The 13,708-nt window shown below is 30.6% G+C and carries 10 protein-coding genes; 1 reads left to right on the plus strand and 9 read right to left on the minus strand.

What is annotated here, in order from left to right; all coding sequences use genetic code 11:
* Window positions 1–131: 131 nt before the first annotated feature.
* Window positions 132–3,080: a S8 family serine peptidase gene (locus BMY86_RS07270; protein ID WP_091467079.1), complete on the plus strand. Its 2,949-nt coding sequence runs from the start codon at window positions 132–134 to the stop codon at window positions 3,078–3,080.
* A 94-nt stretch (window positions 3,081–3,174) separates the two neighbouring features.
* Here BMY86_RS07270 and BMY86_RS07275 read toward each other — a convergent pair whose 3' ends face one another.
* The 9 genes from BMY86_RS07275 to BMY86_RS07315 form a co-directional block, all read right to left on the minus strand.
* A complete protein-coding gene (locus tag BMY86_RS07275) occupies window positions 3,175–4,338 on the minus strand; it encodes a class I SAM-dependent rRNA methyltransferase (protein WP_091467082.1) in 1,164 nt (387 codons plus the stop codon).
* A gap of 71 nt (window positions 4,339–4,409) precedes the next feature.
* On the minus strand, window positions 4,410–5,069 hold the full coding sequence (locus BMY86_RS07280) for a CoA transferase subunit B (RefSeq protein WP_091467084.1): 660 nt from the start codon (window positions 5,067–5,069) through the stop codon (window positions 4,410–4,412).
* A gap of 77 nt (window positions 5,070–5,146) precedes the next feature.
* Entirely contained in the window at window positions 5,147–5,845 is a 699-nt protein-coding gene (locus BMY86_RS07285) for a CoA transferase subunit A (RefSeq protein ID WP_091467088.1), read from the minus strand.
* A 7-nt stretch (window positions 5,846–5,852) separates the two neighbouring features.
* Window positions 5,853–8,174 (minus strand): penicillin-binding protein 1A, encoded by a 2,322-nt coding sequence (locus BMY86_RS07290; protein ID WP_091467090.1) that lies wholly within the window; start codon window positions 8,172–8,174, stop codon window positions 5,853–5,855.
* Between the two features lie 14 nt (window positions 8,175–8,188).
* Window positions 8,189–8,674: a gliding motility lipoprotein GldH gene (locus BMY86_RS07295; RefSeq protein ID WP_091467489.1), complete on the minus strand. Its 486-nt coding sequence runs from the start codon at window positions 8,672–8,674 to the stop codon at window positions 8,189–8,191.
* Window positions 8,664–9,815 carry a PSP1 domain-containing protein gene (locus BMY86_RS07300; RefSeq protein ID WP_091467092.1) on the minus strand — a complete coding sequence of 384 codons (1,152 nt, stop codon included), beginning with the start codon at window positions 9,813–9,815 and terminating at the stop codon, window positions 8,664–8,666. Before BMY86_RS07300 ends, BMY86_RS07295 begins: the two co-directional genes overlap by 11 nt.
* 169 nt (window positions 9,816–9,984) lie before the next feature.
* Window positions 9,985–12,645, minus strand: coding sequence for a carboxypeptidase-like regulatory domain-containing protein (locus tag BMY86_RS07305; RefSeq protein ID WP_091467096.1), 2,661 nt, complete (start codon window positions 12,643–12,645; stop codon window positions 9,985–9,987).
* Window positions 12,646–12,656: 11 nt separating this feature from the next.
* On the minus strand, window positions 12,657–13,352 hold the full coding sequence (locus BMY86_RS07310; protein WP_091467098.1) for a GLPGLI family protein: 696 nt from the start codon (window positions 13,350–13,352) through the stop codon (window positions 12,657–12,659).
* Window positions 13,353–13,401: 49 nt separating this feature from the next.
* Entirely contained in the window at window positions 13,402–13,665 is a 264-nt protein-coding gene (locus BMY86_RS07315) for a hypothetical protein (RefSeq protein ID WP_091467100.1), read from the minus strand.
* Between the last annotated feature and the right edge of the window lie 43 nt (window positions 13,666–13,708).

Consider the following 13,708-nt stretch of genomic DNA (forward strand, 5'->3'; position numbering starts at 1 on the left):
TGTTTAATTTGTAAATAATTGAATAACAATTGTTAATATTAATGGTTATGCATTAAAATATGTTGAATTTAAGATAAAAAACAATATATTTGCTCGCCTAACTACATAAAAACAACCAAAATAGTTAAAAAATGAAAAATAAAATTTTATCGTTATTTATTTTTAGCATTGGATTTATGGGATTTTCTCAATCTTCTAAAGATGTTAAAAACATAACCAAAGATTATGATATTGATTTAATTAAAAAGAGATCAATTGAATTTAAAGAATTAGAAGCAAGTGAAAAAGCAAGAGCTTATCAATATGCTTTAGTTAACAATATACCTTTAAGTTATACTGATAAAGAAGGAAATTTTCATCAATTGATGAAATTAACTCCTGATGGCTATCCAATTTATTTTGCTACTGAAAATCAAGCTGCGGCAAAATCAACAAGAGCTTTACAATTAAATACTGGAGGAAGTTTAGGATTAAATCTAAACGGACAAGGAATGGTAGCTCGTGTTTGGGACGGTGGAAAAGTTAGAACAACACATAATTATTTCGGAGGTAGAGTTGAATCTATCGATGATCCTAGTGGAACAACATACGTTGCTCATGCCACTCACGTAACAGGAACTGTTTTAGCTGATGGTCCTACTTCAATTAGAGGTATGGCATATCAAGCAACAGGAAGAACTTTTGATTGGACAGATGATGAATCTGAAGTACTTTCAGAAGTATTAGAAGGTATGTTAGTTTCAAATCATTCTTATGGTGTTCCCGTTACAAGCCAATCTGGTACAACATTACCTGCATGGTATATTGGAACATATAGTCAAGACGCTGCAAATTGGGATGAAATTGCATATTTATCACCATATTATTTAATGGTAGTATCAGCAGGTAATGATGGTCTTAATCAAAACAATGCTGAACCTATCTCTTATGGTTATGATAAATTAGTAGGAAATAAAACAGCAAAAAATAATTTAATAGTTGCTAATGCACAAGACGCTTCTGTTGATGCGGTTGGAAATTTAACTGCTGCAGTAGCAATAAATACTTCAAGTAGTCAAGGTCCAACAGATGACAGAAGAATTAAGCCAGATATTACAGGAAATGGTACAGGTTTAACTTCTACAACTAGTACTTCAAATACAGCAACTACTTCAATGACAGGAACGTCTATGGCATCTCCAAACGTTGCAGGTACATTAATATTATTACAACAACATTATAATAATTTAACTACAAAATTCATGAAAGCTGCTACCTTAAAAGGTTTAGCTTGTCATACTGCAGATGATGCTGGTACAATTGGTCCAGATGCAATTTTTGGATGGGGATTATTAAATGCCAAAGCTGCTGCTCAAGCTATTACTGGAAACGGTTTGTCAGCTTGGATTTCAGAACAAAATTTAAATCAAGGTCAATCTTTTACAATGAACGTTAAAGCTTTAGGAACTACTCCATTAGCTGCTTCAATTACATGGACAGACGTTCCAGGTGATCCTAATAATGGTGAAAGAGCTGCAAATGATTTAACAAAAGCATTAGTTAATGACCTAGATATTAGAATTACCAGAAATGCAACTACTTATTTCCCTTGGAAATTAAATGATGATATAACTGCAGATGCAATCAGAACACAAGATAATGCAATTGATAATGTAGAATTAGTTAAAATTGATAGTCCAGTTGCAAACGGTGATTATACGATTACAATTACTCATAAAGGAAATTTAGTAACAGGAAAACAAAATTACTCTTTAGTTATAACAGGTTTAACTTCAACTTTTGCATTAGTTCCAACTTCTGATGATTTAACTGTATGTGCTAATCAAAATGCTGTATATACTTTTAACTATACGCAATCAAGTGCAATGACAACAACTTTCTCTGCAACTGGTTTACCAAGTGGAGCAACTGCTGTTTTTTCACCGACATCTAGAAATTCTAATGGTCCTGTAACAATGACTATTTCAAACTTAACAAATGTAACTCCTGGTTCATATAATGTTGGAATTGTTGGTAATAATGGAACTGAGTCTGAAACAAGAACAAGACAATTAAACATCTATAGTAATACATTTAGTGCTATTGCATTAAATACACCAACAAATAACCAAACAACTGTTGCAACAACAGTTAATTTAACTTGGAATGCAAATACAAATGCTGAAAATTATAATTTACAAGTTTCAACATCACCTACATTTGCAACATTATTTTTAGATGTAAATACATTAAATACTTCATATATCGTATCAGGTTTAAGTCAAGAAACATATTATTATTGGAGAGTATTACCTACAAACAGATGTGGAAATGCGCCGGCTGCTTCTGCTACAGTTTATAGATTCCAAACTGGAGTTTTATCTTGTGGAAATGTATTTACAGCTACAGATTTTTCAAATGCAACAATCGCTACAACTGCTAATGCAACAGCAACTATTCCAGTAACTGTAGGATCTTCTTTAACAATTGGAGATATTAATGTTGAATTAAATATTACACACACGTATATTCAAGACTTCAAAGTATATTTGACAGGTCCAGCATCTATTGGTAGCCCTGTAATTACTTTATTAAGTGAGCCTTGTGGTGATAATGATAATGTTAATTGTGTTATGGACGATTCTGGTGATCCAGTTTTATGTACATCTACAGCACCAGCATTAACTGGTAACGTTATTCCTTTTGAATCATTATCGACATTTAACGGTTTAAATGCACAAGGTACTTGGACATTAACTGTAGTTGATGCTTATAATGGAGACGGTGGAGTAGTTAATTCTGTTAAATTAAATATTTGTAGTATTACACCTCCTCTTTCTATAGAAGATAATATGTTATCAGAATTAAAAATCTATCCTAACCCAACTTCTGGAATCATTAATATTGATTTAGGATCTATTGTTTTAGACAACAAATCGGTAATTAAATTATACGATATTCAAGGAAGAATGATTACTACTAAAGAAATGAATAGTTCAGTTGATCAATTAAATATTTCAGATTTATCTGAAGGTGTTTACATGATTACAATTGAAAATGGTTCTTCTAAAACAACTAAGAAAATAGTTTTAAGTAAATAATTTTTACCATTATAGAATAAAAAAGCCTTCAAGTATTTGAAGGCTTTTTTATTTTAAAAACAAGTTGTAAAATACTTTTTTAAGAACTATAATCTTATTCTACAAACAATACTAATCCTTTTAAATAATGTCCTTCTGGATGGTAAATATTGGTTGGATGATCTGGACCTTGTTCTAATTTGTGTAACACACGAATATTTCTTCCGGTCTCAATGGCAGCTGCTGCTACTGTGTTATAAAACAACACATCATCTATGACTTGAGAACAAGAAAACGTAAATAAAATTCCATTAGGTGCTAACGCTTTTAAACCTGCTATATTTAAACGTTTATACGCTTGAGTTGCTGTGTGCTTACTTTTAATACTTTTTGCAAATGCTGGTGGATCTAAAACAATTACATCGTATATCTGATGGTTTTCTTTCATAAAGTTGAACACATCATCGGCAACCGCTTTATGATTCGAATTAGGAAAATTTAATTCCATATTACTTGCAGCTAAATCTACAGCTTTCTGAGAAATATCTACTGAAGTGACTAGTTCTGCTCCAGCGCTCATCGCATAAATAGAAAAACCTCCAGTATAACAAAAAGTATTTAAAACTTTTTTACCTTTTGAGAATTCGGCTAATAATTTTCTATTGTCTCGTTGGTCTAAAAAGAAACCTGTTTTCTGACCTTCCACCCAATTTACTGAAAATAAAATACCATTTTCTTTAGCAACTGTTTCCGAATTGGAACCAAATAAGAAATAATCCGTTCCTGTATTTGGTAAGGTGCCCGAACTTTTACAATAAATAGTATCACAATTATCAGGGAAACTAGTTTGAATCGCTTCTGCAATTTTATCCATTTGAAGAAAAACACCAGTTGAATGCGCTTGAATAACCCAATTGTTATTATAAAAATCGATGATTAAACCCGAAATTCCATCACCTTCACCATGAATAACACGAAAAGCATTGGTTACATCAAAATCTAAAATTTGAGTTCGTAAAAACCAAGCCGATTGAAATTTCTCTTTCCAAAAAGTATCAGAAAAAGTTTCATTAGCAAACGTTAACAATCGAACAACAATACTTCCTTTATCACTAAAATAACCTGTTCCTAAATGATTATTTTGAGCATCGACTACATCAACCAATTCTCCATCATTTAATTCTTGTGTTACGCCATAAACTGCTCCGCTGAAAACCCATGGATGACGTCTTAGTATTGATTTTTCTTTACCTGATTTTAAAATAACTTTTGCTCTCATACTATTTTGAAAAAACCTGACAGATTTAAAAAACTATCAGGTTTAAATTATAATTTCTATTTCAATTTGAATTAATTAATATTCATTTCTGGAATATCTCCTTCAATGATTAAATCAGCTTCAGTAGCTTTAATGATGTCTTCTACTGTAACTCCTGGTGCACGTTCTAATAATTTAAAACCTTTTGGAGTGATTTCTAAAACCGCTAACTCAGTAACGACTTTTTTCACACAACCAACACCTGTTAATGGAAGTGTACATTTTTTAAGGATTTTAGATTCTCCAGCTTTATTAACATGCATCATGGCAACGATAATATTTTCAGCTGAAGCTACTAAATCCATTGCACCACCCATTCCTTTAACCATTTTACCTGGAATTTTCCAATTGGCAATATCTCCATTTTCTGCAACTTCCATAGCTCCTAAAATAGTTAAATCTACTTTTTGTGCACGAATCATTCCGAAACTAAAAGCAGAATCGAAAAAACTTGCTCCCGGTAAAGTTGTAATAGTTTGTTTTCCTGCGTTGATGATATCAGCATCTTCTTCTCCTTCAAATGGAAAAGGACCCATACCTAAAACACCATTCTCCGATTGAAATTCAACCGAAATATCGTGTCTAACATAATTGGCAACTAAAGTTGGAATTCCGATTCCTAAGTTTACATAGTAACCATCATTAACTTCTTGTGCGATTCTTTTTGCGATTTGATTTTTATCTAATGCCATTTTTTTAATGTGTCAATTTTCAATTTTTCAATATGCCGATTTAAACTTTCTCATTGGCAGATTGACCAATTGGCTAATTATTTTTGTCTTACTGTACGTTGCTCAATTCTCTTTTCAAATTTTTCACCTTGGAAAATACGGTTTACCATAATGCCAGGAATGTGAATTTCATTTGGATCTAACGTTCCTGCTGGCACTAATTCTTCAACCTCAGCAATAGTAATTTTGGCAGCACCTGCCATACAAGCGTTGAAATTACGTGCTGTTCCTTTGAATATTAAATTTCCAGCTTCATCACCTTTCCATGCTTTTACAATAGAAAAATCAGCTTTATAAGCCAATTCCATTACGTGCATTTTACCGTTAAATTCACGAGTTTCTTTCCCTTCAGCTACTTCAGTTCCGTAACCTGCTGGCGTAAAGAATGCTGGTATTCCAGCTTGAGCAGCACGACATTTTTCAGCTAAAGTTCCTTGTGGCGTTAATTCTACTTCTAATTCACCTGAAAGCATTTGTCTTTCAAATTCGGCATTTTCACCTACATAAGAAGAAATCATTTTTTTAATTTGACGTTTTTGTAAAAGTAATCCTAATCCAAAATCATCAACTCCTGCGTTATTAGAAATACAAGTTAAATCAGTAACATTCATGTTTACTAATTCTGCAATACTATTTTCTGGGATGCCACAAAGTCCGAAACCTCCTAGCATGATTGTTTGTCCGTCTTGAATTCCTTCAAGAGCTTGTTGTACGTTGTTTACTTTTCTTGAAATCATAATTTATTTATAGATTATCTAATCCATCTGTATCAGGTTGTGCATCAACTGGAGCTGCGGTTGAATCGGTAGCAGTTGAATCAATTACTCTTGTTGGTTCTGGTGCACAATCTACTTTTATAGACATATTTGCTGGTCTTTCGAAAGGTTTTGTGGATACATTAAGCGTTTTATCTGCTAAACATTTTCGCATGAAAATACCATAAATTGGTAAGGCAGTTGTAGCACCTTGTCCCATGCTTGTTGCTTCAAAATGGGCTGAACGATCTTCATTTCCTACCCAAACACCGGCTGCTAAATTTGGAACCATTCCAATAAACCAACCATCTGAATTGTTTTGAGAAGTTCCCGTTTTTCCTGCAACTGGTCCTTTGATATTGTAAGGTACACCTGTTAAAAAGTTAGACGGTGCTGATGCAGCCCAACGTAAACGTGAACCTGTACCCGATTCGGTAACTCCTTCCATTAATTTAATAATTGTATAAGCTACGTCTTTATTTACTACATCATGAGATTCTGGAACAGGTTGATAAATAACCACACCATTTTTATCTTCGATTTTAGTAATTATTTGTGGTTTGATATAAACTCCTTCATTAGCAAAAGTACTGAAGGCAGCAACCATTTCTTCTACTGTAATTTCAACCGCACCTAATGCAATTGCTGGACGGTTTGGTATTTTAGCAGTTACTCCTAAATTTTTAGCCATATCCACAACCGCTGGTGCTCCAACTTCGTGAATTAATCGAGCTGAAACTGTATTGATAGAATTAGCTAATGCTTTTTTCATAGAAACCAATCCTCTGAATTTTCCGTCTGAGTTGTTTGGTGTCCAATCTTTATCATTATTATCACCTTTTAAAATCGTGAATGGCGAATCCATAATCATATCACATGGCGATTTTCCTAATCTGTCGATTGCTGTTGCGTAAACAAATGGTTTGAATGTAGAACCAACTTGACGAGCTCCTTGTCCAACGTGATCGTATTGGAAATATTTGTAATTAATACCACCCACCCACGCTTTAACATGACCAGTTTGTGGTTCCATAGCCATCATACCTGTTTGAAGGAAATGTTTGTAATACAAAATAGAATCAATCGGTTTCATAATTGTATCTTTTTCTCCTTTCCAAGTAAAGATTTTCATTTTTGCTGGAACTTCAAAAGATTGTTTGATTTCAGCATCCGACTTTCCATTGATACTCATTACTCGCCATCTTTCAGAGTTTTTCATGGCTTGATTCATGATTTTCTGCGTTTCTTCTGGAGTGATATCTAAAAAGGGTGCCGTTGGATTTTTCTTCTGACGACGATTAAATTCTGGTTGTAAATTCGATAAATGCTCTTCAACCGCTTCTTCAGCATACTGTTGCATACGAGAATCAATTGTAGTATAAATTTTTAATCCAGCAGTATATAAATCAATTTCTTCCCCTTTTTCTTCTTCAATTTTTTTGATGATAGGTTTCAAATGTTCACGTAAGTATTCTCTAAAATAAGTGGCAGTACCTTCTGCGTGACTTTCAGGTTTGAAGTTAATTTTAACAGGACGTTTTTTTAATGCTTCAGCTACTTCTTTAGTAATCACTTTATTTTTAACCATTTGATCAAAAACCGTATTACGTCTGTTTAATACTTTTTCTTTTCTTTTTTCTTTTGTTGGATTGAATAAGGCTGGATTTTTCAACATTCCCACAAATAAAGCACTTTCTTCTATTGATAAATCTTTTGGTTCTTTATTCATGTAAATTTTAGCTGCCGAACGAATACCAACCGCACTATTTACAAAATCTACTTTGTTTAAATATAATGCAATAATTTCTTGTTTCGTATATTGACGTTCTAGTTTTGTTGCAATAATCCATTCTTTACATTTTTGAATGATACGGAAAGGTAAAAATTTAGAACCTTCACCATGGAATAAATTTTTGGCTAACTGTTGCGTAATGGTACTTGCTCCTCCGCTTCTTCCTAAACTTGAAATGGCTCTAAGAGTTCCTCTCGCATCAATACCAGAATGTTCATAAAAACGCTCATCTTCAGTAGCTACTAATGCTTTTACTAAATGATCTGGTAAATCTTGATATTTTACAGGTGTTCTGTTTTCTTTATAAAATTTTCCTAATGTAACGCCATCTGAAGAAATGATTTCAGTAGCAATATTAGTATCTGGATTTTCTAATTCATCAAAGGATGGCATTTTACCAAAAAATCCCCAAGATGCTAATAAGAAAAATAAAATTACACCTCCAAAACTATATAAAAATAGTTTCCAAAATTTTCTTACGTAATCTGAATAATTGACTTGACTATTATTTGTTGCCATATTATTGTATTGTTTTATCTTTTTTCAATTCTTAATCCTAATTCGGTAACACCTGGTAAATCTTGCAGACCTTTTACTCTACCAGTTTGTCTAACAGCATGTTCTATATCGATAGTATATTTTCCTGCTTTTGGAAAACTATAATTTTCTTTGTACCACAATTTACTTTCTTTAATATCTGAAAAACCAGTTCCCATCAGCGTTCCATCATCATATGCCATATCATATTCCAACGTATCCACTAATACTTTACCATCGGGTTGATTCATAGAAACAATTACAAATAAATTATTATAAGGATAGTCGTTATTGTTTCGAATGTTTAAAAATAAATTATAAACGCCAGTGGTATCTTTTTGTTCAAAAGTGAAACTTGCTTTATGATTTTTTTTCCAAGCTCCGTCGAATTCTTTATACTCGTCAAAAACTTGTTTTTCATCACAAGACACTAACACAAAAAACAAACCAAAAAAGGATTTGATTAAAAAATTATTTTTCATTTTTCTTAAACGGTTTCTTTTTTCTTTTATTGTTATTTGATTTTTTCTTTGGCTGATCAAATCGCGTTAAGCTATCCTGACCTACCACATTTTCAAATTTCTTTTCAATATTTAAAGTAGAAACTTCCTCAACATAATCTTCTAATTGAGCAATTTTCTTGTTTTGTTTGTTTAAAGCAACAATTTCTTTTACTTGATCTGATTTCAATACATGCCAATGAGCAGGCGCGTTAGCGTATGAAAACCACATTAAATTTTTGAAAATATCTATTTTTTGACAATACGCATCGCCTTTATCAGTTAAGATTTTGGTATCCATATCGGGCATCCCTTTTAAAGCGTCCAAATACGTATCCAACTCATAATTTAAACAACATTTTAATTTACCACATTGACCTGCTAATTTTTGCGGATTTAAGGATAATTGCTGATAACGAGCTGCTGAAGTATTTACACTTCTGAAATCGGTTAACCAAGACGAACAACATAATTCTCTTCCACAAGAACCAATACCTCCTAAACGGGCAGCTTCTTGACGGAAACCTACTTGTTTCATTTCAATTCTGATTTTAAACTCGCTTGCATATTCTTTAATCAATTGTCTAAAATCGACACGATCACTAGCTGTATAATAGAACGTTGCTTTCGATCCATCACCTTGAAATTCAATATCAGAAATTTTCATTTCTAACTTCAATGTAATCGCAATTTCACGTGCTCTAACCTGAATAGCTTCTTCTTTGTTTCGAACATCTTGCCAAATATCGATGTCTTTTTGAGTCGCTTTTCTGTATACTTTTGGCACTTCAGAATCAGGATTGGTACCTTTTTTATTCATTTGAACACGCACCAATTCACCTGTTAAAGAAACAATTCCTACATCATGACCTGATTGTGCTTCAGTAGCAACAACATCGCCAATGCTTAAAGTTAATTTTTCAGTATTTCTAAAAAATTCTTTTCTACCGTTTTTAAATCGAACTTCAATACAATTGAAAGGCTCTTGTCCTCCAGGTAATTGCATATTAGATAACCAATCAAAAACAGTTAATTTGTTGCAGCTATCGGTGCCGCAAGTCCCATTATTTTTACACCCCTTCGGAGAACTCCCGTCTGAGGTTGAACAACTTGTACATGCCATAATATATATATTGATCGCTCCTTAATTGGAACTACTGGTCAAAATTTACTTTTGAGGGTAAAGATAGCGTTTTTTAGTTTAATTTGAAATTAAGATTTTGGATGATTTTCCAAATAAAAAAACCTGTTACACTACAAGAATGTAACAGGTTTTTTTATTATAATTTGATTTACAATTTATAAGTTAATGATAACATTACAATTCTTGGCAAAATGAAGGTTTTGTTTTCAGAAATAATATAATCTGATATACTAATGTTGTTTTTTATTTTCGTATTTAAAATATTATTTACAAAAATTTCAAAAGTTAAAGGACTATTTTTTTTGTTGTATCGTAAAGAAGAATTAGCTATTTCAAAATAGGTTTTATTATTGTTATTGTTTTTTGTTATATAGTTATCGTAATTAATTTCAAAAACAAAATCTTTTAAAAACCTAAAATTTAAAGCCGTTTCAAACGATTCATTAAAATTTTTAGATGTAGTTACTCCTTTTAAATTTCCAAATCCTTTAGTATAACCAATAGAAAAATCGGGCCATTTTTTGTTTTGAGTTCTTGCTTTTATTGTGAAAATTTGATTGGTTCTTTCATATCGAGTCAGTTCGTTATTCACTGTTTGTAAATAATCAAACCAATTTAATAGAGCATTAAAACTTAAATTAATTTTATATATTTTTTTGGAAAAATTTCCAGCAAGCCGCCAATTATTTTCAGGATTATCTGTTAAAACAGGTGTTGAAAATTGATTAATTCCATCAATAACTAACTGATTTCTAATAGAAGTTGTTTTTTTATTATACGTTAAAAAAGCAAACCAATTGAAACTATTAAAATACTTTCTATTAGAATAGTTTAAGGATAGATTATGAAAGGTTTCATTTTCCAATAATGCATTTCCTTTAAAAACGGTATTATAACTTTGAAGTACATAATTATCTACATAATTATTCGCTTCAGAAAAGGAATTAACTAATTTATATTTAAAACTAGCTTTCTCATTTTCATTAAATTCATAATCCGCATTAAATTGAGGTTGAAGTAATAATTTTGAAATAGTATTCTTAGAATTTTGAAAGGTTTTCAAGTTATAATTATGCAAATACAAAATTGGTTTTATTAAAAACTTTTTAATCTTAAATTTATATTCTAAACCAAAAAAAGCATTTGTTAAATTATATTCTAAATTATTTCCAAATCCGCCTGAATTAAAATCATTTATATTTCCGTTGGTTAAAATTTGATTTTCAGAAGTGATTAAATCCGTTTGCCAATTACTAACTCCAATATTAGTATATAAATGATTCGCATTATTTAAAATCCAATAATGTTTCAATAAAAAATCAATGGTATTATTTTCAATTTCTTTCGTTTGATAAATTAAATATTCAGAATCGGTTTGAATAGGAATAAAATTAGTTAAAAAAGCCTCGTTGGTTTTCCAATTTTTTTCTGGTGTACTATTTTCAAATTGATGATTTATTACAAAAGTTAAAGTGTGTTTATTTGCTATTTTTTTATGCCATTCTGCATATTGTTTAAAAATATTATTTTTAGATTTTAATAAATTCTCGAAAAAGATATTTGATAAAGTTGTACTTGTATTTAAATCTATTTTGTTATTGTTTTTTGAAAATTGATATTGTGCATTATATAACCATTTTTCATTTTTGTTTGGTTGATAATCTAATTGAACATTTGTAATATTCATTAAATTATTTACAAAAGTATTATCGCTTTTATCTTCAAAAATAGTAGTTGCATTTTGAAAATATTGGTTTTTTGTAATGGCGTGACTTGATATAAATGTTTTTGAAAAAATACTATATCCAGTTAGATTTACTTTATTGACTTTTGTGTCCAAATTTATGGCACTAAACTGAGATTCGTTTTTAACAACATCTTTATTGTCATTTGCTAAAGAATACAAATTTGTTAACGATTTTCTTTCGTTTAAAAAGCTGCTATAACCGCCACTAAAACGCATTACATCTTCATATGTAAAAGTACTTTTACCAATTGTATTAATATCACCGATATATCCAACATTAATTTTTGGTGCATAATAGAACAAACCAGCATGTACTAAATTAAAATTATTATCATTAGCAATTTCAGCTGCGCCTTGAATATCTCCAAAAACAAATTTCAATTTGTCTTTTTTCAGTTTCACATTCATGGCTAGTTGATCACTTTCGGAAACTTCTTTTAGCACACCGTTTGCTGAGAAATTATCAATAAATTCAATTTTATCTAGTGCATCGGCAGGAATATTTTCAACAGCCAATTTAGAGCCACCACCAAAAAAATTACGGTTTTCTACCATGGTTTGCGTTACTTTTTTACCTTGAAAAGTAACACCTCCATTTTTGTCTACTTCTACTCCTGGCATTTTTTCCAAGGCTTCTTTTAGTTTACGTTCGTTGCCGTTAGTAAACGATTTTACATTAAAAGTAACCGTGTCTTTTTTAATTTCTATGGGTTTGTATTCGTATTTTATTACGATTTCTTCAATTTTATTTTCTTTTGGCTTTAAAATAAAATCATAAATTTTGTTTTCAGAATTGGCTTCGAAAATTAGTTTTTGTTCATGATAACCTATATAAGAAACAGTTATTTCGTAGGTTGTATTTGTATCTAATGTTAATGAATATTCTCCTTTACTATTAGCAGTTGAAAATTTTAAATTTTTACCATTACTCGTTGGTAAAGCTATAATATTGGCATTTGCTAAAGTTTGATTGGTTACATTTATTACTTTACCAATTAAAGTTGATTGTGAATGACAAATACTGCATATTATAAAAAATACAATTACTAAAAAAAACCTCATTTAATCTTTACTTATTGTTCTTGGAGTTTTTTTATTTTTTCTTCGAATTCTTTTTCATCAATTATAGTGAGCTTTTCTTTATCAAAAGTTACAGTTTCATTGCTGTTCAAATTTATAGATTTTGCTCCATAAACATGATTTCTTACTTGTAATTCTAAAATTAAACCTGGCAAATTTCCATAACCATTAGGACCAAATTGCAAAGGAATTTCAGGACAATACCATGCAGTTACTGGATGCTTAAAAGTTTTCAATCCGTTAGTTACCTCATATATATTTGTTGCTTTATAACATTTAAAATTCTCTATAGTTTTAGTTTCTGTTGTTAATACCCAATTACTTTTTAAAGGTTTTTTCACAAAAGTCTTACTTCCAAATAATAAGGATTGACTATAAATTGAATCTTTGTCGGAAAAACTTTCGCCAGTATAACTAAAAAATGAAAGATATCCTAAGGTAGAGGTTGAAGTTTGACCAAAAGTAATTGATTTTATTTGTGTAAAATTTGATATGGAATCATTAATAGTTAATTTAAATCTAAATGTTGGTGCGTTTAATTTAGCTTCTTCAAAAAGATTTCTCAAATTTTGGTTATTTTTAAATAATTCCTTCTCATCTTGTAATTCAACTCCATATGTTACAATAACATTTTGTGATTTTACTGAAATAAATATAGTTAAAAATAATAGGCAATAAATTTTTCTCATATTATATAATTAAAATTGGTATAGCTTGTTAACTATACCAATTATTTTTTTATTCTGCACTAACAAATTTTGAACTCATACACCAAAAATAAATATGATATGCCATTCCTGAAGCATCAGCATGACTGAAACCATCACCCCTTGCAGCTAAGTATGCAATTTGTCTTTCCGCGTCGCAATTTCTTTCTTGTGCTTTTTTACTTTTTTTATCAGTTTTATTACTTTTCTTGTTTTCAGTTTTTGGTTTTACTTCAGCAATAGAAGTTACTGAAAAAGCAACTAGTGCAATAACACTAAATAACATTTTTTTCATAAATTTGTGTTTAAATTAATTAATAATTGCAGTCGTGTAACAA

The sequence above is a fragment of the Flavobacterium urocaniciphilum genome, assembly GCF_900110615.1.
In the GTDB taxonomy this organism is placed as follows: Bacteria; Bacteroidota; Bacteroidia; order Flavobacteriales; family Flavobacteriaceae; genus Flavobacterium; species Flavobacterium urocaniciphilum.